Consider the following 18,964-nt stretch of genomic DNA (forward strand, 5'->3'; position numbering starts at 1 on the left):
TGCGGGCGGGTGATGTTGTTAGCGTCATGGACGTGGCGAAACTCAATCAGATCATCGCAGTGGAGAAAGGCGTCAAGTCCAAAGCGCAGCAGGACCTTACGGCGGCCCACCACGGGCTCCAGAAGCCGGCGCTGCTGGCGGGCATCTCGCGCACGTACCAGCCCAAGGACGAGGAGGGGGAGCAGCTTCCGCCCGAGTCCACGCGGGTCCAGGTCAAGGCCGAGGACGTCCTGCGCGAGACCGCGAAGACGCTGACCCGGCTGTTCGACGTGACCGCCACCAAGGACTGGGCCAACTGCGAGGCCCGCGCCGACGTGACCGTCGACGGGCGGGTGCTCGTGAGCGCGGTGCCGGTCTCCTATCTGCTCTTCCTCGAGAAGCAGTTGACGGACATCTACGCCTTCGTGCGGAAGCTCCCCGTGCTCGACGCTTCCGAGGCGTGGACGCTCGACCCGTCGACCGACGACTGGAGGACGGACGCGGTACGTACGCTCCGTACGAAGAAGGTGCCGCGCAACCACGTGAAGGCCGAGGCGACCGACAAGCACCCGGCGCAGGTCGAGGTGTACTACGAGGACGTTCCGGTCGGGTACTGGACGACCGTGAAGTTCTCCGGGGCGCTGACGGCCCGGCGCGTGAGCGAACTGCTGGAGCGGGTGGAGAAGTTGCAGCAGGCCGTGAAGTTCGCCCGCGAGGAGGCGAACGGCGCCGAGGTCACGGACCGGCGGGCGGGGGACGCGGTCTTCGGCTACCTGTTCGGGTGACCGAGGCGGGGCGGGTGGCCTCATTGACTCCCCGGCCGCCATCGTGCGGCCGGGGTGCGCGAGGAGCGCAAAGCTGAAACTGAAGTTCGTCGTGACTGCGCGGTACCGGAGCCGGGCCGCGTTCAATCTCAGACTCTTGCTCCAGACTCAGCATCCGCCGCCGATCGCCGTACCGACCGGGCCCGGGCCCACGCGCGTCGAGATGCCGGTTCAATTCCGGCCCGCAGAGCTTCGATCTGCGGTGGTCCAAAGGCAGGACGCGACGACATCACGACTGATCCGGGTCTGTTCAACGGGCGGCGCATCAACCAGGTGGCATCACACAGGGCTCGGGGGCCGGCTACGCCCCGGGCCCGCTTCCTTTTCCTTCGGGTTCCTCCGGTTTCCCCCGGGTTCTTTCGGCCGGGGCGAGGTCGGTCGGAGCGTGGTCCCGATCTTCCGGAAGGCGTCGGGCGCAACCCCTGGGGCGCCTGGTGGGTCTCGGATACGGTGAGGCGATTTCAGTGATCATGGCGGCGGGAGCTCCGATCGAGTACCCGTCCCGTACCCGGGAGTTGGAGGGTTTCGCATGGGATTCTGGGGGTTCTTGGAATTGGTGCGGAGCGGCAGGCAGGTGCGGGGGCGCAAGGACATGGTCCTCGGCGGGGGCCTGGCGATGCTCGGCATGGTGCCGTCCGCCGCACTCGCGACGCCCGGGAACGGAGTGAGCGGCACGGTGCTCGCCACCGGCACCTCCGCCGGGACGATGAAGGTGGAGACCCAGGGGCCCACCGATGTGGTCGTACGCACCATCACCATCGCCCCGGGCGGCTCCACCGGGTGGCACCACCACCCCGGACAGCTCATAGCCGTCGTACAGAAGGGCACGCTGTCCCGGACGCTGGAGGACTGCTCCGTCGAGACGACGACAGCGGGCCAGTCCTTCATCGAACCGCCCGGACCCGAGCACCGGCACATCGGGCGCAACCTGGGGAGTGAGCCTGTGGTGCTGTACCTGACCTACATGCTGCCCACCGGCAGTCCGCTCTCCGTCGACGCCGACGCGCCGGAGTGCGGGACGGGCGGGACGAGCGGGACGGGCGGGACGAGGAAGGCGGGGAGTAGGCGGCGTGTGGGGGCGGGAGCGGGGCTTGCGCGGTCCCGGCGAGCGGCACCGTCCTGCGGCCCGCAGGGGCGTCCTGCCGCTGATACCGGTGTTGGTGCTGTTCCTGGGGGTGCGGTTAGGGTCGGCCGTATGACTTCGGACCTCTGGGCCTCGCTGCCCGCCGCCGTACGCGAGAAAGTCGACGCACTCGTCGTTCAGGGGCGGTCGGTCCAGGCCGTCTTCGCCGTACGTTCCTCCGGCGTCACGCCGAGGCCGGGACTGCGCGCCTGCCAGGACGTGATCGCCGAGCGCGGTGCCGTGCTCGGCGACCGGTCCGAGGCGCCGTTCCCCTCCGACGGGAGGGGCGGGCCGGACCGGGCGGATGAGGCGGACCGGCCCGTGCCGCCTGCATGATGGGGCTGTGCAGTTCGAAGCGATCACCTGGGAACGGCTGACCGACGCCCTCGCCGACCACCTGGACCACCTGGGCGGTCCGGAGCCGGCCGCGGACGGGGAGCCGTCGCCGTGGCTCAGGGCCGCCGTCGACGGCGCGCCCGCCGCCCGCACCGGCGAGATCACCGAGCGCCTCGCCGAGGCGTTGCGGCTGCGCGGCCGGACGGTCGTGGTCGTCGGCGCGGAGGGATTCCTGCGGCCGGCGTCGCTCCGCTACGAGTTCGGCAAGGAGGACGCCGACTCGTACTACGACGGCTGGTTCGACATCGGCGCCCTGCGGCGTGAGGTCTTCGGACCCCTGGAGCCCGGCGGGACCGGGCGCGTTCTGCCCGACTTGTGGGACCCGGCCACGGACCGCGCCACGCGCAGTCCGTACGTGCGGCTGCCGGACGGTGGTGTGCTGCTGCTGCACGGGCCGATGCTTCTGCGGCACCGGTTTCCGTTCGACCTGACAGTGCATGTGCGGTTGTCCGCGGGGGCGTTGGAGCGCCGGACCGAGGAGCGGGAGAAGTGGACCCTGCCCGCCTTCGCCCGTTACGAGCGGGAGGCGGGGCCCGGGGAGACCGCCGATGTGCTCGTACGGGCCGATGATCCGAGGCATCCGGCGTGGACGGGGCTGCGTGGTTAGGACGGGTCCTGTCCGGCGGGGCCCCGGTTCGCGAAGGGGCGGGGCGGGCCGAGCGGGGTGACGGGGTGCGTGGTGCGGAGGACGGTGGGGGAAGCTCCGTCGGGACTACCGGTCCCCGCCCGCCAGCCGCGCCCCCAGGTCGCTCAGGCCGTGCAGCACCACCCGCCCCGCCCGCGCCCGCGTCACCAGGCCCGCGCCCGGGAGCACCGGGAGGTGCTGTGAGACCGCGCTCGGGGTGACGCCCAGGCTGCGGGCCGGTTCGGTGGTCGACGCCGGCGCCCCGGCGTGAGGCGGGCGGTGGCTCCGCCGGCGTCCTCCGCGACCGCCACCACCTCGGGCTCGCCCTCCTGAACGGACTCCTGATCCTCCACCGCGCACTCCTCGAAATCGCCGTTCCGTTGTGGGTGACCGGTCATACCGATGCCCCCGCGTGGACCGCGCCGGCGCTGCTCCTCGTCAATGCGGTGCTGGCCGTCGCCCTCCAGATGCGGGCCGGACGCGGGATCCGCGACACCGGTTCGGCGGCGCGCGATGCGGCGGGCGGGACTCGCCGTACTCACCTGCTGCCTGGTCTTCGCGACCACGGGTTCGCTGCCCTCGGCCGCCGCCGAACTGCTGCACTCCGCCGGCCCGTGGGGACTCCCGTACGAACTGGCTCCGGCCTCGCGGATCGGCGCGTACCAGGCCGTGTGGAGCATGGGCACACAACTGGGCCGCTCCTGTGGTCCGTTCGTCATCGCGCTCGCCCTGACCGAACGGGGCGCGGCGGGCTGGATCGCCCTCGGGATCGGATACGCGGCGGTCTCGGCCCTCGTCGTGCCGCTGGCCCGGCGCTCACGCGTCGCGGCGGTCGCCCACGACGCAGCACCCGCCTCGATCCCCACCTCCACTTTCGCTTCCGCCTCCACTCCAGCCGCCCGGCATCGTCCCGGCTCAGACACCAAAGTCCTGCCGGAGTATGAGGACGGTCCGTCTCTCTCCCTCCTCCTACCGGGGCCGGCCCGCCCGGCAGGCAGCGCATGACACGGACGTCCTCCCGGCCGTACTTCCGGCGCTTCTGGCGCCGGGCGGAAGAGGGCGCTGCTCGCCGACCGCTCGACCGGGTCGGGCGGTCGGCAGCAGGCCGGCGGAGGCGCGACGAGTCACCGCGAGCGCGACGAGTCACAGGAGCAGCCGCCGCGTCACGGGAGGGGCGGCCGCCCGCCCACCACCGTCACGGCGTGCGCTCCGGCCGCACATCCCGCCGCCGCGGCCTGCGCATCGTCCGCCCCGGCGAGGCGCGCCGCAAGGAACGCACCGCTGAACGCGTCACCCGCGCCCGTCGAGTCCACCGCCTCCGCCGGGGCGGCCGGGACGCGGTCCCGTACGCGGCCGGCCGCGGCGAGCAGCGCACCCCCGGAGCCCAGCGTGACGGCGACGAGTGGAAAGCGGCGGCTCAACTCGGCTGCGGCGTCCGCCGCTTCCGGCAGCCCGGTGAGCAGCCGGGCCTCGTCCGCGTTGGGCAGCAGTACGTCCGCCCCCGCTGCCGCCTCCAGGAAACGGTCCACCCCCAGCTCGGCGATGAACCCCGCCGACGCCGGGTCCACGCTCACCGCCACCCCCCGCTTCCGGGCCTCCAGAAGGGCGAGGCGGGCCGTCCGCCGGCTCGTACCGGCGAAGAAGAGGTAGCCGGAGAGGTGGAGATGGGCGACGCCGTCCAGGAACGACGCGGACCAGTCGGCGGGGGAGAGGCGCAGGGCGGCGCCGCTGTCGGTGAGGAACGTGCGCTCGGCTGCGGCGTCGACCAGGGAGATGACGGTGGCCGTCGCCGCCTCCCCGTCGAGCACGATCTGCGGGCGTACCCGCGCGCGCCGCAACCGCTCCTCGTGCCAGGCACCCGCGTCCGCACCGACCCGCGCCAGCAGCCGTACGTCCGCGAGTCCTGTGTACGCCGCCCAGCAGGCCACGTTGGCACCCGCCCCGCCCGGCAGCGTCCTGATGTCCGCCGCCGTGTCGGTCGCCGGCGCGAGCGGTGCGCGGTGGCGGGCCACGACGTCGGTGACCACATCGCCGACCACCAGCAGCGCGCCGCCCGGGCCGTGGCTCCTGCCCTCGGCCCCGCCCTCGCCGCCACCGTCGCCCGCGCCTCCTCCCGCGCTTCTTCCGGCGCCTCCTCCCGCTGCCCGGCTCATGTCCGCGTCCACGCGGCCGCGATCCGCGCCGCCAGCCGTACGTTGCCGCGCACCGCCGCCAGGTTGGCCTCCAGGGAGGCGCCCCCCGTACCCCGCACCAGGTGGTCCAGCAGGAACGGTGTGACCCCCTGGCCCGTGATCTTGCGCTCCCTGCACTCCTCCAGCGCCTGAGCCAGTACCCGGTCGTGCAGCGCCGGATCGAGCTGCTCGGCCTCCGGTACGGGGTTGGCGACGAGCAGGGCCGCTTCCGGCCCGCCGAGCGCGTCCTGGGCGCGCATCACCGCCGCCACCTCACCGGGCGTCCGCACCGTCCAGTCGACCGGCTCCCCCGAACTGCTCAGATAGAACCCCGGAAAGTGCTCCGTGCCGTATCCGAGGATGCCGACCCCCAGCGTCTCCAGCCGCTGCAACGTCGCCGGGACGTCGAGGATCGACTTGACCCCCGCGCACACCACCGTGATCCGCGTCCGCGCCAGCAGTCCCAGATCCGCCGACTCGTCCTGCGTCTCGGTCCACTCGCGGTGTACGCCGCCGAGCCCGCCGGTGGCGAAGACGCGCAGGCCGGCCCGGGCGGCCAGGAAGGCCGTCGCCGACACGGTCGTCGCCCCGTTCGCCCCCGCCGCCAGCGCCGGCGCGAGATCGCGATGACCCAGCTTGCGCACCGATTCGTCGTTCGCGACCCGCTCCAACTGGGCTTTGTCCAGGCCGACATGCGCCCTGCCGTCGAGGACGGCAATGGTCGCGGGAACGGCTCCGGCGGTACGCACCTCCTCCTCCAGCTCCTTCGCGACCCGCAGATTGCGCGGGCGCGGCAAGCCGTGCGCGATGATCGTCGATTCGAGGGCTACGACGGGGCGACGCCGCTCCAGCGCCTCCCGCACCTCCCCGGACAGCAGCAGCGTGGTGTCAGGCATGCCCCCATTCCTGGCGCACCGGCCGGGCCCGCAAACGTCCCGCGGCGCGCCCCTTGCGTCCGTCGGCGGTCACGCCGCAGCCTGTGCGGATGACAGAAACGCATCTCGATCACGTCGTGCTGTGGGCGAACGACCCGCTTGCCTCGCTGGAGTTCTACGAGAAGACCGTCGGACTGGCGGGCGTACGAGCCGCCGAGTTCGCGGAGGGCAAAGCGCCCTTTCCCTCCGTGCGCGTCTCCGCGCAGTCGCTGCTCGACCTCGTCCCGCTCACCATGGCCGGGGCCATGAACGCCGTCCCCGGAGCCGAGAGCGCGGCCGGCCACCCGGTGAACCACGTCTGCCTCGCCATGGACCGGCAGGCGTTCGAGGCCCTGCGCGGCCGGCTGGAGGAGGGTGGTGTCGCCGTCTCGCCGTACTCCTACAACAGCTTCGGGGCCCGAGGTACCGCTCCCCGCTCCTTCTACTTCCGCGACCCCGACGGGAACATCGTCGAGGCCCGCCATTACGACGAGTGACACGTGACGTGTGAGGGCTGTGGCCGCCCGGCGGGCTCCAGCCGCTCACCACACGCCCGTACAGCCGACTGCCGTCGTCCGGAGGGCGCCGGACCGTACGGGTTCCGGCCGACCGGTACTGACAGCCGGCCGGTACTGACGTACGCGGCGGTACCGGTGCCCGTTAAGGTGACGCGCCATGACGACAACTGATCAAGGTCCTGCCTCGTTCTCCGTGCACATTCCGGACGCTGACCTCGAACCCGAGCCGCTCGACCCCGGCCAGATCGTCTCCGGCGAGCCGGTGGTGACGGGCAAGGTGCTGTGGGGGTCGCCCGACGGCAGGCAACTGCGCGGCATCTGGCAGATCACGCCGGGCGTGGTCACCGACACCGAGGCCGACGAACTGTTCGTCGTGGTCGGCGGGCGTGCGACGGTCGAGGTGGACGGCGGCGACACCCTGGAGATCGGGCCGGGGGACGCGTGTGTGCTGCGCGAGGGGGACCGTACGACCTGGACCGTGCACGAGACGCTGCGCAAGGCCTACCACATCAGCCTTTAGCGGTCGGTTCCGCCGGTTCGACCGGTTCCCCCGCTCCGACCGGGCCGACCGGGCCGGCTGTCCCGGGCGCGGCGGCCGTGCGGCTGCGGGCCGTCAGCAGGGCGAGCACGGCCATCGGCAGCAGCAGGCAGGCGCCGATCGCGTTGAGCCAGCCGTAGCTGGCCTGCGAGACGATCAGGCCGGCGGCCGCGCCGCCGATTCCCGCCGCCGAGTTCATGGTCAGGTCGGACAGGCCCTGGACCGCGGCGCGGGCGGGCTGCGGCACCGAATCGGTGAGCAGGGCGGAGCCCGAGACCAGGCCCGCGGACCAGCCGAGGCCGAGCACGAAGAGACCTGCGGCGGTCTGGGCGTGGCTGGGGCCCGCCGTGCCGGCCAGCAGGGCGGCGAGGCACAGCAGCCCGGCCGCCAGGCCGATGACCGCGAGGCGCCCGACCCGGTCGGACAGCCAGCCCATGACCGGGGAGAACGCGTACATGCCGGCGATGTGACCGCTGATGACAAGGCCGACGAGTTCCAGGCCGGCCCCGTGGTGTCCCAGGTCGACCGGGGTCATCACCATGATCGAGACCATGACGGTGTGGGTGACGGCCACGGTCACCAGGGCGAGCCTGGCCCGTGACGACGCGGCCACCGCCGCGATCCCGGCGCGCAGGGAACGGCTCTGCGCGGACTGCGATCCCTCCGGGGCCAGGGCCCGGGCGGTGAGAAGCGGATCGGGCCGCAGCAGCACGGCGACGACCAGTCCCGTGACCAGGAAGATCCCGGCGGCCCACAGGAACGGACCCGCCGTCTCGGGTATGGAGGTGCCGGCGAAGGACCGGCCCGCCGGGGCCGCGATGTTGGGGCCGAGCACCGCGCCGATCGTCGTAGCCCAGACCACCGTCGAGATGGCGCGGGCACGCCGGTCCGGCTCCGCGAGGTCGGCGGCGGCGAAACGCGCCTGGAGGTTGGCCGAGGAAGCGGCACCGAACCCGGCCATGCCGACCAGTAGCAGCGGGAAGTTCCCGATGACGGCGGCGACGACCACGAGCGCCGCGCCCAGTGCGCCGATCAGATAGGCGAGGACGAGTCCCGGGCGCCGGCCGCGCGAGGTCATCAGGGAGGCCAGCGGGATCGACAGCAGGGCCGTACCGACGACGGAGGCGGTCGGGGCGAGACCCGACACGGCCTCCGTGCCGCTGACCTCGACCGCCAGGACGGGGGCGAGGGCGATGCCGATGGGCACGCCGAGGCCGCCCAGGATCTGGCTCACGACGAGTACGGCCGAGGTGCGCCGCTGGAGGACGCGCAGTGCCTCGGGCCCGGGTACGGCCGCTGTCGCGGCCGTTGTGCCGGCTGTCCCGCCGGTCGTCTTGTCGGCCGTACTCACCGTGCGTACGCCTTTCCCCCGCCGGCCGCGAGCGCTGCGGCGACACGGCCGTTCGTCCTGCGCCGCTCCTCGCCGGACACCTGGGGCAGCAGGCCGTCCCGGAGGGGGAGCGCGATGCCGCCCAGCGGCATGACCGCGCGCTCCACGCGCCGGAGCATCGGGCCGGTCCGGGCGGCGAGCGGCTCGACCCGCATCTCCCCCTCCAGCGGGAGGAGGTCCCGCGTGACGAAGGAACGCTCGGGGACCGGCAGGCTCTCGCCGGCCGGCAGGCGGCCGGCGAAGGGACCGGATCCTGGCTCGTGTGCGGCAGGGATGGTAGTCACCGCCGCAGTGTGCCAGTCCTTACGAACGTACGGAACCGAGAAAACCTCCGCGAAGTCCGCCCCGGCTCAGAACAGCGGTTGCGGCAGCACCCCTTCGAGGGCCAGCAGCGCCCGTTTGGTCTCCAGGCCGCCGCCGAACCCGCCGAGTCCGCCGTCGCTCTCCACCACCCGGTGGCAGGGCACCACCACGGGCAGCGGATTCGACCCCATCGCCGCGCCGACCGCCTGCGCCGCACCGGGCTGCCCGACCCACCCCGCCAGATCGCCGTAGCCGACGACCGTGCCGTACGGAACACCGGTCGCCAGCTCGCGCAGCACCTGCCGGTTGAATCCGGAGGTGAGCGACCAGTCCAGCGGCAGGGTGAAGTCGCGCAGCTCGCCCGCGAAGTACGCCGTGAACTGCCGTATGGGCTCGGCCAGCCGCGCGGAGGCCGGCGCCTGCGTCACCTCGGCGCCCAGCCGCGCCCGCAGCCGGCCGAGCGTCTTCTCCCGCACTTCGGGGCCGGCGTGGAAGGCCACGCAGACCAGCCCCTCACCGGTGGCGGCGAGCAGCAGCGATCCGATGCCGCTGCCGCCACTGCCGACGACCGCCCACTCCACGCACCGCCCGTCGCTGTCCATGCGCACCACGGTACGGCCGGGCACTGACAGCCCGGCCGGTTCCGGGCCTCACCGGCTGACGGCGTCCCGCACGATGTCGGGGTTGTTGGTGATGATCCCGTCCACGCCGAAGCCGTCGACCCGCGTCGCGGCCGCCGCAGTGTTCACCGTCCAGGTGTTGACCCGGAGCTGCTTGCCGTGCGCGCCCTTCAGCTTGTGGACGGCTGCCACGTAGTCGGCCGTGAGCGAGGTGTGCGTCGGATTGATCTGGTCCGTGAACTTTGCGTACTTCGGCAGGTCGGCGACCGGGGGCGTACCGAGGAAGCCCGTCGTGACGTCGGGCCGCTGCTTGTGCACCGCCTTTACGCTGTTTGCCCCGAAGCTCTGGATGACGAGCTTGTGCTTGACGTGGTGGCGGTCCAGCCAGCCCTCCTTGCGCAGTACGCGCAGGGTGTCCTTCTCGATGCCCGGGTAGATCTCGGGCTTCTTGATCTCCAGGAGCAGCTTCTGGTGGTTGCGCTCGACCCGGTTCACGTACTGCTTCAGGGTCGGCACGCGCGCGCCCGTGAACTCCGGACCGAACCAGCTGCCTGCGTCCAGCTCGGCGATCTCCGCCGCGGTGAAGTCCTTGATCTTCCACGGCGACCGGCCGGGGAAGACCTGTTCCACGTTGGTGGTCCTGGCGAGGCTGTCGTCGTGCACGACCACCAGTTCGCCGTCCTTGGTGCGGTGGACGTCGTTCTCCACCCACGCGAAGCCCATCCGGTCGGCCAGGTCGACCGCCGCCAGCGTGTTCTCGGGCGCGTACGCGGACGCGCCCCGGTGGGCGATGACGGTGGGCTCGTCGTGGGGGCCGGCGGCGGGGGCCGCCTGGGCGGCCGTGCCGGGCAGCAGCAGTGCGGCGGCGCCCAGGAGTGCGGCGGCCCTGGCCGAGGCGGTGCGTGCGTACACAAGGACTCCTCACATCGCGTGATCACAGACAGTCCGAGAGTGACAGCGAATGACCAACGATGGACAGGCGAAGGATGGCCATGAAATGAACGAAACCACCGGTGTCATGTCGCACGGGGGTCCCACTCTCGGCAAATTGCCGAAAAACGTGTGCGGACCACTCGGCCCGGCCTACTCTCGCCCGACCGGGCCTCCGCACCACTGGCAGGGCCTTTCCATCCGAGCGACCGAAGCCGAGGGACACCCAGGGCATGCAGGGCACTGTCGACGGATTCAGCCACGGTCTCGTCACCCCGGTCGCGGCGTACCTCATGGCGTGCCTCGGCGGCGCGCTCGGACTGCGCTGCACCGCGAGGTCGCTCACGAGCGGGCACGGCCGGAAGACCGGCTGGCTCGCGCTCGGTGCGACCGCCATCGGCTCGGGCGTATGGACCATGCACTTCATCGGGATGACGGGTTTCACGGTGAGAGAGGCCCCGGTCACTTACGACGCCCCCCTGACGTACGCCAGTCTCGGTGTCGCCGTCGTCATGGCCGGCATCGGCGTCTTCATCGTCGGGTACCAGGGAGCCACTGCGATGGCCCTGGTCACGGGCGGCGCCGTCACCGGTCTGGGGATCGCTTCCATGCACTACCTCGGCATGGCCGGAATGCGTCTGCGCGGCCGGCTCGAGTACGACACCCTCACCGTCGGGCTCTCCGTGGTGATCGCGGTGGTCGGCGCGACCTTCGCTCTCTGGGCCGCCGTGTCGGTCCGCGGTCTCCTGCCCGGTCTGGGCGCCGGCCTCGTCATGGGCCTGGCCGTGAGCGGCATGCACTACACCGGCATGGCGGCGCTCGACGTCCATCTCCACGGGCCGGCGGGCGCCGTCGGCGGCGAGACGCCCCTCCTGCTCCTCGCGCCGGTGCTGATCGGTCCGGTGGTCTTCCTGTTCCTGGCGGGCGTGGCCGTGATGTCCGGTCCGCTGCTGGTACGGGCCCGCCCCGGCCGGCGGCGTCCGGCCGGGGCGGGCGCCTCGCGGCCGGTCCCGGGAACGCCGAGGCGCCGGTGACCCCACGCGATCGCCGCGTGAGTGTCAGTGCCGGGTCGTACGGTTGATGCATGCGGCCCGTTTCCAAGATCGAACGTACGGTGGCGCCCTTCGAGGTCGTCAGTTCCTACCAGCCCAGCGGCGACCAGCCGGCGGCCATCGCCGAGCTGGAACGGCGCATCCGCGCAGGTGAGAAGGATGTGGTCCTGCTCGGCGCGACCGGCACCGGCAAGTCGGCGACCACTGCCTGGATGATCGAGAAGCTCCAGCGCCCCACGCTCGTCATGGCGCCGAACAAGACCCTCGCCGCCCAGCTGGCCAACGAGTTCCGCGAACTCCTGCCGAACAACGCCGTCGAGTACTTCGTCTCGTACTACGACTACTACCAGCCCGAGGCGTACGTCCCGCAGTCGGACACCTACATCGAGAAGGACTCCTCGATCAACGAGGAGGTCGAGCGGCTGCGCCACTCCGCGACGAACTCGCTGCTCACCCGCCGCGACGTCGTCGTGGTCGCCTCCGTCTCCTGCATCTACGGCCTCGGTACGCCGCAGGAGTACGTGGACCGCATGGTGCCCCTGAAGGTCGGCGAGGAGATCGACCGCGACCAGCTGCTGCGCCGTTTCGTCGACATCCAGTACACCCGCAACGACATGGCCTTCACGCGTGGCACCTTCCGGGTCCGCGGCGACACCATCGAGATCTTCCCGGTCTACGAGGAACTGGCCGTCCGCATCGAGATGTTCGGCGACGAGATCGAGGCGCTCTCGACCCTCCACCCGCTCACCGGCGAGATCATCAGCGAGGACCAGCAGCTGTACGTCTTCCCGGCCAGCCACTACGTCGCCGGACCCGAGCGCATGGAGAAGGCCATCAGGGGCATCGAGAAGGAGCTGGAGGAGCGGCTCGCCGAGATGGAGAAGCAGGGCAAGATGCTGGAGGCCCAGCGTCTGCGCATGCGCACCACGTACGACCTCGAGATGATGCGCCAGATCGGCAGCTGCTCCGGCATCGAGAACTACTCGATGCACATGGACGACCGCGCGCCCGGCACCGCGCCCCACACCCTCATCGACTACTTCCCCGAGGACTTCCTGCTGGTCATCGACGAGTCGCACGTCACCGTGCCGCAGATCGGCGCGATGTACGAGGGCGACGCGTCCCGCAAGCGGACCCTCGTCGACCACGGCTTCCGGCTGCCGTCCGCCCTGGACAACCGCCCCCTGAAGTGGGAGGAGTTCCAGCAGCGCGTGGGCCAGGCGGTCTACCTCTCCGCCACCCCCGGCGCATACGAACTCTCGCGCTCCGACGGCTTCGTGGAGCAGATCATCCGTCCCACCGGCCTCATCGATCCCGAAGTGGTCATCAAGCCCACCGAGGGCCAGATCGACGACCTGGTGCACGAGATCAGGAAGCGCACCGAGAAGGACGAGCGCGTCCTGGTCACCACCCTCACGAAGAAGATGGCCGAGGACCTCACCGAGTACTTCCTCGAACTCGGCATCCAGGTCCGCTACCTGCACAGCGACGTCGACACCCTGCGCCGCGTCGAGCTGCTGCGCGAGCTGCGCGCCGGTGAGTACGACGTCCTGGTAGGCATCAACCTGCTCCGCGAGGGCCTCGACCTGCCCGAGGTCTCACTGGTGGCCATCCTCGACGCGGACAAGGAAGGCTTCCTGCGCTCCGGAACCTCCCTGATCCAGACCATCGGCCGCGCGGCGCGCAACGTCTCCGGCCAGGTCCACATGTACGCCGACAAGATCACCCCGGCGATGGAGAAGGCCATCGACGAGACCAACCGGCGCCGGGAGAAGCAGATCGCGTACAACACGGAGCGCGGGATCGATCCGCAGCCGCTGCGCAAGAAGATCAACGACATCGTCGCGACGATCGCGCGCGAACAGGTCGACACCGAGGAGCTCCTCGGCTCCGGTTTCCGGCGGACGAAGGAGGGCAAGGGCGCCAAGGCTCCGGTCCCGGCGCTCGGCGGCAAGGCGGCCAAGGCCGGCGGCAAAGCGGGCAAGAAGGGCGAGGTGCTCACCGACCGCCCGGCCGCCGAACTGGCCTCGCTCATCGAGGAGATGACCGAACGGATGCGGGCGGCCGCCGCCGAGCTGCAGTTCGAGGTGGCCGCGCGGCTGCGCGACGAGGTGGGCGAGCTGAAGAAGGAGCTGCGGCAGATGAGGGAGGCGGGGCAGGCCTGACGGGCCGGCACCTGGTGTGTTGCAAGACCGACACAAAGTACACGCGGGTTGTGTCGGCCTCGGCGCGACTGCGTAGGGTGCTGGACAGCCGCACACACGGGCGGTGATGGCGTTTGTGGAGAGGGGACAGCGCGTGACGGTCAACATGACCAAGGGTCAGGCCATCAGCCTGCAGAAGAGCGACGGGGGAACCCTGACCGCTGTGCGCATGGGGCTCGGGTGGCAGGCCGCGCCGCGCCGCGGTCTGTTCGGCTCGCGCACCCGGGAGGTCGACCTCGACGCCTCGGCAGTCCTGTTCGCGGACAAGCAGCCGGTCGACGTCGTCTTCTTCCGTCACCTCGTCAGCGACGACGGCTCTGTGAAGCACACCGGTGACAACCTGGTCGGCGGTGCCGGCCAGGGCGGGGACGACGAGGCGATCCTCGTCGACCTCGAGCGGGTGCCGGTCCACATCGACCAGATCGTCTTCACGGTGAACTCCTTCACCGGCCAGACGTTCCAGGAAGTGCAGAACGCGTTCTGCCGCATCGTCGACGAGACCAACGGCCAGGAGATGGCCCGTTACACGCTCGACGGCGGCGGCCAGTACACCGCCCAGATCATGGCCAAGGTGCACCGTGCCGGCGCCGGCTGGAAGATGACCGCCATCGGCAACCCCGCCAACGGCCGTACCTTCCAGGACCTGATGCCGTCGATCCTGCCGCACCTGTAAGCAGGCCTCTGCCGCAGTACGCGCAGCTTCCGGAGGCATCGTGCCGCCGGGAGCTGCACCACGTGCCACCACCGGCCACCGCTGTGGCCGCCGACAACGCGACGCGGGGGAGACAGGCGATGACGGCCGAGCTGGTCCGGGGGCAGAACCACTCCCTGCCCCAGGCCCGTTTGGAGATCAGGGTGTCGGCCGGCAAGCCGGTCGTGGCCGGTGCGACTCTCGGCGACGAGCAGGGCACCGTACGCGGCGCGGAGTGGGTCGCCCACCCCGGTTCGCCGAACCTTCCCGGACTCGAAGTGTCCAGGCAGGCCGCGGCCGACCACCGGCTCGCGGTGGACCTCGGCGCGCTGCCCGAGACCGTGCACCGGGTGAACATCCTGCTCGCCCTTCCCCCGGGTGCGGGCGGCCCGGACCGCTTCGGCGCCCTCGCGGCGCCCTTCGTCTCCGTCACCGGGCTCGACGGCTCCGAGGTCGCCAGCTACACCGTGACCGGACTGGACAGCGAGTCGGCGGTCGTCGTCCTGGAGCTCTACCGCAGGCAGGGCATCTGGAAGGTGCGCGCCGTAGGACAGGGCTACGCGGGCGGCCTCGCCGAGATGCTCGGCGACCAGGGCCTCGCACAGGCCCACGAGCTCGCCGCCGCCATCCAGGAAGCGGTCGGCAGCGGCCCGGCCCGCTCCGTCGCGGCGCCCCCGGCCCGTTCCCAGGACGGCGGCCGGACACGCCGTACGCCGTCCCGGGCGACGAACGGCGGACACGACGAGCGGACCGGCGCCCCGCCACCGCCCGCACCTGTTCCCGCGCCGCCGCTCCCTCCCGCCTCCTCGCCCGCGGCGGCGGACGGCCCGGACGGCGGTGCGCCCCAGACAGCGCCCGGCGGCCCCATCGACTACGCGCACCCGCGCCGCCGGAACACCCCGCCCCCGCAGCCCACCGCGCCACCGGTTCCGCCGGGACAGCACCCGCAGCCCGTCGCGGGCGACGCGACCGGCTGGTCCATGGACGAGCGGCTGTACAGCCAGGTCTGGGGCATGTTCGAGGACCTGGCCCGCACCACCGCGGCGTACCGCAGCGCGGTGGACTTCGCCGAGTCCCGGATGGAGCAGGAGCTCGACAAGGCCCTCTCCGACCCGCGCAGCCGGATCGGCACGGCCGGCGACACCGCCCGCGCGACGGCCCGGGCCAAGCACGACGAGCTCGTCGGCCGGGCCCGCGACGTACTGGAGCGCGACCTGGCCCAGCTCGCCGCCGAATCCGGCGTCGTCGAACCCGCCCTGCCGCCCGCCTTCGCCTCCTGGGACAACCCGGTCTGGCATGGTTACCGGGTCCCCATGGAGATCCCGATGGCGCTGCGCGTCGGCGATCTGCATCTGCCCGAGCGCCCGGACCTGCGCATCCCCATGCTGCTGCGCCTGCCGCTGGAGCGTGGCCTGTGGATCGACAGCGGCCGCTCCGGTTCCGAGGCCGCGCTGATGCTGGAGTCCGACCAGCTGCGCAGGGCGGCCATGGAGTCGGCCGTAGCGCACGCGGCACGCCTGCTGGCGGTCTATCCCGCCGGCGAGTTCACGGTCCGTGTCATCGACCCGGCCGGCACGGGCACGCCCGCGCTCGCCCCGCTGACCGGGTCGGGGGTGCTCGACGCGCCGCCCGCCGCGGGCGCCCGGGGCGTGACGGCGGTGCTGGCCGAACTCACGCAGCGCGTGGACCTGGTGCAGATGGCGCTCCGGGGCGGGGCGGCGGACTCGCTCCCGCCCGGTCTGGACACGGCCGAGCAGCTCCTGATCGTCAACGATTTCCCGCACGGCTTCGACGACCGCGCCGTCACCCAGCTCCGCTACCTGGCCGACGAGGGGCCGTCGGTCGGCGTGCATCTGATGATGGTCGCCGACCGCGAGGACGCGAGTGCGTACGGCCCGGTGCTCGACCCGCTGTGGCGGGCGCTGCTGCGTGTCACACCAGTGCCCGACGACCACTTGGCCGACCCGTGGGTCGGTCACACCTGGACGTACGAACCGCTGCTGCCGCCACCGGGAAGCCAGGTCGTGCAGCAGGTGCTGGCGCAGGTGGCGGCAGCGAGGCGATAACTGCAGTCACTCCACTGACCAGCTTTTTTGGGGTCTCTTTAGTCATCCCTTTACCTTTTCTTGGGTGTTCCTGTACTCTTCGAGGAGCGGAGGGGAGTACTCCCGGCTGCGACGTACCCGTCAATACGGACCGCCATCGGTCCCGGGGCGTCGGCCCGAGGCGCTGAAAGCGCCCGGGTGGAAGAGACCTCCGGCAGCGACGACGCTGAATGAGTTGCCGTAGCTATCTGCCGGAGGCGCAGTGGATGTTTCTATGACCCTTTGGGTGCTGACCATTCTTGGTCTGGTCGCCCTGATCGCCGTCGACTTCCTCATCGGGCGCAAGCCCCATGATGTGTCGATCAAGGAAGCCGGAATCTGGTCGGTCGTCTGGATCGCCCTGGCCGTGCTCTTCGGCCTGGGGCTGCTGATCTTCGGCACCGCGCAGGCGTCCGGAGAGTTCTTCGCCGGCTTCATCACCGAGAAATCGCTCAGCGTGGACAATCTCTTCGTCTTCGTCCTGATCATGGCGAAGTTCTCGGTGCCGTCCCACCTCCAGCAGCGCGTGCTGCTCATCGGTGTGCTGATAGCCCTGGTGCTGCGTGCGATCTTCATCGCTGCCGGCGCCGCTGTCATCGCCAACTTCTCGTGGGTCTTCTACATCTTCGGCGCGTTCCTGATCTACACCGCCTGGAAGCTCATCCAGGAGGCGCGCGCAGAGGAGGAGGAAGAGGCTTTCGAGGAGAACCGTCTCCTCAAGTCGATCGAGAACCGCTTCGGTGTCGCCGACAAGTACCACGGCACCAAGCTCTTCATCCGGAACAACGGCAAGCGCGTCCTGACGCCCCTGATGGTCGTCATGCTCGCCATCGGCACCACCGATGTGCTGTTCGCGCTGGACTCGATCCCGGCGATCTTCGGCCTCACCCAGGACCCGTACATCGTCTTCACCGCCAACGCCTTCGCCCTCATGGGTCTGCGGCAGCTGTACTTCCTCATCGGCGGACTGCTCAAGAAGCTGGTCCACCTGAGCTACGGCCTGTCGGTCATCCTGGGCTTCATCGGCGTCAAGCTGGTGCTGCACGCCCTGCACGAATCCGGGGTGCACGTTCCCGAGATCTCCATCCCCTTCTCGCTGACGGTCATCTGCGGCGTGCTGATCATCACCACGATCACCAGCCTCATCGCCAACAAGAAGACGGAACAGCGTGCCGCGGAGGCCGAGGCCGCCGAGGCCGCCGACAAGGAGAGCGTCGAGTCCTGACCGCCCGCGACACCCGGGTTTCCCGCACCGGCCGGTGCGGGCGGAGCGATCCGCCCGCACCGGCCGCTGTGTGCGTGGAGGGAGTCAGGCCGGGGTGGCCTCCGCCACGGGGGCGGGCGCCGGCCTGGTCTCCGGCAGCAGCGTGAAGCACGCCAGGCTCAGCAGCGCGAGGGCGGTCAGATACGCGGCGACGCCCCACGGCGGCCCCTCGCCGTGTGCCATCGCCGTCGCGACGAGCGGGGTCAGGGCGCCGCCGAGGACCCCCGCCAGGTTGTAGCCGACAGCCGCGCCCGTGCAGCGCACCCTCGGCTCGTACAGCTCGGGCAGATACGCGGCGACCACCGCGAACATGGTGATGAAGGCCAGCATCGCCCCCAGGAAGCCGAGGAACATCAGCAGCGGCTCGGCGGTGTGCAGCAGCGCCACCATCGGGAACATCCACAGCGCTGCCGCCGTGCAGCCCGCCAGGCACAGCGGCCTGCGCCCGTAGCGGTCACCGAGCATCGCGGCGAACGGCGTGACCGCGCCCTTGACTGCCACGGCCGCCATGATGCAGGTGAGCATCACCGTACGGCTGACGCCGAGGTGCTCCGTGGCGTACGCGAGGGACCAGGTCGACACGGCGTAGAACAGCGCGTAACCGACGGCGAGCGCCCCAGCCGTGAGCAGGACGAGCCGCCAGTGGCCGCGTACGACCTCGGTGAGCGGGGCACTCGCGCGCCGCCCCGTCTCGGCGAGCTGCTTGAACTGCGGGGTCTCCGGTACGGACGTACGCAGCAGGAGTCCGGCCGCGGCCAGCAGACCCGCCGCCCAGAACGGCACACGCCATCCCCACGCCGCGAACTGCGCTTCGGTCAGCGAGGCCGAGAGGGCCAGCATCACGCCGTTGGCCAGGAGGAAGCCGACCGCGGGACCGATCTGCGGGAAACTCGCCCACAGTCCGCGGCGGTTCGCGGGCGCGTGTTCGGCGGTCAGCAGCACCGCGCCGCCCCACTCACCGCCGAGCCCGAGTCCCTGCAGAAAGCGCAGCACCAGAAGGAGTACGGGTGCCGCGGCTCCGATCGACCCGTACGTCGGTACGCAGCCGACGGCGACGGTCGCGACTCCCGTGAGCAGCAGTGAGGCGAACAGGACAGGACGGCGTCCGTAGCGGTCGCCGATGTGCCCGAAGACGACGGACCCGAGCGGCCGCGAAATGAAACCGACGGCGAAGGTGCCGAAGGCGGCGAGCGTTCCCGCGAGCGGCGAAAAGGTCGGGAAGAAGAGCGGCCCGAGAACCAGCGCGGCGGCCGTTCCGTAGATGAAGAAGTCGTAGAACTCGACGGCTGTTCCGGCGAGCGACGCGGTGGCGAGGCGGGCCATGGAGGGTGGTCGTTC

The 18,964-nt window shown here is 71.3% G+C and carries 19 protein-coding genes; 11 read left to right on the forward strand and 8 right to left on the reverse strand.

All coding sequences use genetic code 11. From position 1 onward, the window contains the following. The first annotated feature begins 32 nt into the window (after positions 1–32). The 3 genes from BN1555_RS24315 (at position 33) to BN1555_RS24330 (ending at position 2,929) form a co-directional block, all read left to right on the forward strand. Positions 33–764, forward strand: coding sequence for a DUF7873 family protein (locus BN1555_RS24315; protein WP_093803608.1), 732 nt, complete (start codon positions 33–35; stop codon positions 762–764). Between the two features lie 568 nt (positions 765–1,332). Next, positions 1,333–2,262, forward strand: a complete 930-nt coding sequence (locus BN1555_RS24325; RefSeq protein WP_255306143.1) for a cupin domain-containing protein — start codon at positions 1,333–1,335, stop codon at positions 2,260–2,262. A gap of 7 nt (positions 2,263–2,269) precedes the next feature. Continuing rightward, positions 2,270–2,929 (forward strand): nucleoside/nucleotide kinase family protein, encoded by a 660-nt coding sequence (locus BN1555_RS24330; RefSeq protein WP_093801366.1) that lies wholly within the window; start codon positions 2,270–2,272, stop codon positions 2,927–2,929. A 105-nt stretch (positions 2,930–3,034) separates the two neighbouring features. Here the strand turns inward: BN1555_RS24330 and BN1555_RS41675 are convergent, their stop codons facing one another. Next, positions 3,035–3,307 carry a helix-turn-helix domain-containing protein gene (locus tag BN1555_RS41675; protein WP_093801367.1) on the reverse strand — a complete coding sequence of 91 codons (273 nt, stop codon included), beginning with the start codon at positions 3,305–3,307 and terminating at the stop codon, positions 3,035–3,037. A gap of 153 nt (positions 3,308–3,460) precedes the next feature. On the opposite strand from BN1555_RS41675, the gene BN1555_RS24340 reads away from it, so the two are divergent. Continuing rightward, a complete protein-coding gene (locus BN1555_RS24340; protein WP_093801368.1) occupies positions 3,461–3,952 on the forward strand; it encodes a hypothetical protein in 492 nt (163 codons plus the stop codon). 158 nt (positions 3,953–4,110) lie between these two features. On the opposite strand, the gene BN1555_RS24345 is transcribed toward BN1555_RS24340, so the two are convergent. Further along, positions 4,111–5,100 carry a carbohydrate kinase family protein gene (locus tag BN1555_RS24345; protein ID WP_093803611.1) on the reverse strand — a complete coding sequence of 330 codons (990 nt, stop codon included), beginning with the start codon at positions 5,098–5,100 and terminating at the stop codon, positions 4,111–4,113. Further along, on the reverse strand, positions 5,097–6,014 hold the full coding sequence (locus BN1555_RS24350; protein ID WP_093801369.1) for a pseudouridine-5'-phosphate glycosidase: 918 nt from the start codon (positions 6,012–6,014) through the stop codon (positions 5,097–5,099). The genes BN1555_RS24345 and BN1555_RS24350 overlap by 4 nt, the downstream gene beginning before the upstream one ends. 89 nt (positions 6,015–6,103) lie before the next feature. Between BN1555_RS24350 and BN1555_RS24355 the strand changes: the two genes are divergently transcribed. After that, positions 6,104–6,529 carry a VOC family protein gene (locus BN1555_RS24355; RefSeq protein WP_093801370.1) on the forward strand — a complete coding sequence of 142 codons (426 nt, stop codon included), beginning with the start codon at positions 6,104–6,106 and terminating at the stop codon, positions 6,527–6,529. Positions 6,530–6,707: 178 nt separating this feature from the next. Next, positions 6,708–7,070 (forward strand): cupin domain-containing protein, encoded by a 363-nt coding sequence (locus tag BN1555_RS24360; RefSeq protein WP_093801371.1) that lies wholly within the window; start codon positions 6,708–6,710, stop codon positions 7,068–7,070. Here BN1555_RS24360 and BN1555_RS24365 read toward each other — a convergent pair. The 4 genes from BN1555_RS24365 to BN1555_RS24380 all read right to left on the reverse strand — a co-directional run bounded on the left by BN1555_RS24365 (position 7,060) and on the right by BN1555_RS24380 (position 10,313). Continuing rightward, the gene (locus BN1555_RS24365) at positions 7,060–8,361 is read right to left on the reverse strand and encodes an MFS transporter (RefSeq protein WP_255306453.1); all 1,302 of its coding nucleotides are present in this window, start codon (positions 8,359–8,361) and stop codon (positions 7,060–7,062) included. The genes BN1555_RS24360 and BN1555_RS24365 overlap by 11 nt on opposite strands. Positions 8,362–8,435: 74 nt before the next feature. Further along, positions 8,436–8,762, reverse strand: coding sequence for a hypothetical protein (locus BN1555_RS24370; RefSeq protein ID WP_093801373.1), 327 nt, complete (start codon positions 8,760–8,762; stop codon positions 8,436–8,438). 66 nt (positions 8,763–8,828) lie between these two features. Beyond that, the gene (locus BN1555_RS24375; RefSeq protein WP_093803612.1) at positions 8,829–9,383 is read right to left on the reverse strand and encodes a methylated-DNA--[protein]-cysteine S-methyltransferase; all 555 of its coding nucleotides are present in this window, start codon (positions 9,381–9,383) and stop codon (positions 8,829–8,831) included. Positions 9,384–9,431: 48 nt separating this feature from the next. Next, positions 9,432–10,313: a glycerophosphodiester phosphodiesterase gene (locus tag BN1555_RS24380; protein ID WP_093801374.1), complete on the reverse strand. Its 882-nt coding sequence runs from the start codon at positions 10,311–10,313 to the stop codon at positions 9,432–9,434. Between the two features lie 251 nt (positions 10,314–10,564). Here BN1555_RS24380 and BN1555_RS24385 point away from each other — a divergent pair, with 251 nt between their 5' ends. The 5 genes from BN1555_RS24385 (at position 10,565) to BN1555_RS24405 (ending at position 17,587) form a co-directional block, all read left to right on the forward strand. Further along, on the forward strand, positions 10,565–11,365 hold the full coding sequence (locus BN1555_RS24385; protein WP_093801375.1) for an MHYT domain-containing protein: 801 nt from the start codon (positions 10,565–10,567) through the stop codon (positions 11,363–11,365). Between the two features lie 50 nt (positions 11,366–11,415). Continuing rightward, on the forward strand, positions 11,416–13,548 hold the full coding sequence (gene uvrB, locus BN1555_RS24390) for an excinuclease ABC subunit UvrB (RefSeq protein WP_093801376.1): 2,133 nt from the start codon (positions 11,416–11,418) through the stop codon (positions 13,546–13,548). A gap of 133 nt (positions 13,549–13,681) precedes the next feature. Continuing rightward, on the forward strand, positions 13,682–14,260 hold the full coding sequence (locus BN1555_RS24395; protein ID WP_093801377.1) for a TerD family protein: 579 nt from the start codon (positions 13,682–13,684) through the stop codon (positions 14,258–14,260). Between the two features lie 119 nt (positions 14,261–14,379). Further along, positions 14,380–16,344: a TerD family protein gene (locus BN1555_RS24400; RefSeq protein WP_093801378.1), complete on the forward strand. Its 1,965-nt coding sequence runs from the start codon at positions 14,380–14,382 to the stop codon at positions 16,342–16,344. Positions 16,345–16,585: 241 nt separating this feature from the next. Next, on the forward strand, positions 16,586–17,587 hold the full coding sequence (locus BN1555_RS24405) for a TerC family protein (protein ID WP_093801379.1): 1,002 nt from the start codon (positions 16,586–16,588) through the stop codon (positions 17,585–17,587). An 84-nt stretch (positions 17,588–17,671) separates the two neighbouring features. Here the strand turns inward: BN1555_RS24405 and BN1555_RS24410 are convergent, their stop codons facing one another. Next, entirely contained in the window at positions 17,672–18,949 is a 1,278-nt protein-coding gene (locus tag BN1555_RS24410; protein WP_093801380.1) for an MFS transporter, read from the reverse strand. Between the last annotated feature and the right edge of the window lie 15 nt (positions 18,950–18,964).

Source organism: Streptomyces sp. Wb2n-11 (assembly GCF_001049855.1).
In the GTDB taxonomy this organism is placed as follows: domain Bacteria; phylum Actinomycetota; class Actinomycetes; order Streptomycetales; family Streptomycetaceae; genus Streptomyces; species Streptomyces altiplanensis.

Coding starts and splice junctions, on each gene's coding strand:
- BN1555_RS24325 (WP_255306143.1), top strand. CDS start 1,333: ATGGGATTCTGGGGGTTCTTGGAATTGGTGCGGAGCGGCAGGCAGGTG.
- BN1555_RS24340 (WP_093801368.1), top strand. CDS start 3,461: ATGCGGCGGGCGGGACTCGCCGTACTCACCTGCTGCCTGGTCTTCGCG.
- BN1555_RS24345 (WP_093803611.1), bottom strand. CDS start 5,100: ATGAGCCGGGCAGCGGGAGGAGGCGCCGGAAGAAGCGCGGGAGGAGGC.
- BN1555_RS24350 (WP_093801369.1), bottom strand. CDS start 6,014: ATGCCTGACACCACGCTGCTGCTGTCCGGGGAGGTGCGGGAGGCGCTG.
- BN1555_RS24355 (WP_093801370.1), top strand. CDS start 6,104: ATGACAGAAACGCATCTCGATCACGTCGTGCTGTGGGCGAACGACCCG.
- BN1555_RS24360 (WP_093801371.1), top strand. CDS start 6,708: ATGACGACAACTGATCAAGGTCCTGCCTCGTTCTCCGTGCACATTCCG.
- BN1555_RS24375 (WP_093803612.1), bottom strand. CDS start 9,383: ATGGACAGCGACGGGCGGTGCGTGGAGTGGGCGGTCGTCGGCAGTGGC.
- BN1555_RS24385 (WP_093801375.1), top strand. CDS start 10,565: ATGCAGGGCACTGTCGACGGATTCAGCCACGGTCTCGTCACCCCGGTC.
- uvrB (WP_093801376.1), top strand. CDS start 11,416: ATGCGGCCCGTTTCCAAGATCGAACGTACGGTGGCGCCCTTCGAGGTC.
- BN1555_RS24400 (WP_093801378.1), top strand. CDS start 14,380: ATGACGGCCGAGCTGGTCCGGGGGCAGAACCACTCCCTGCCCCAGGCC.
- BN1555_RS24410 (WP_093801380.1), bottom strand. CDS start 18,949: ATGGCCCGCCTCGCCACCGCGTCGCTCGCCGGAACAGCCGTCGAGTTC.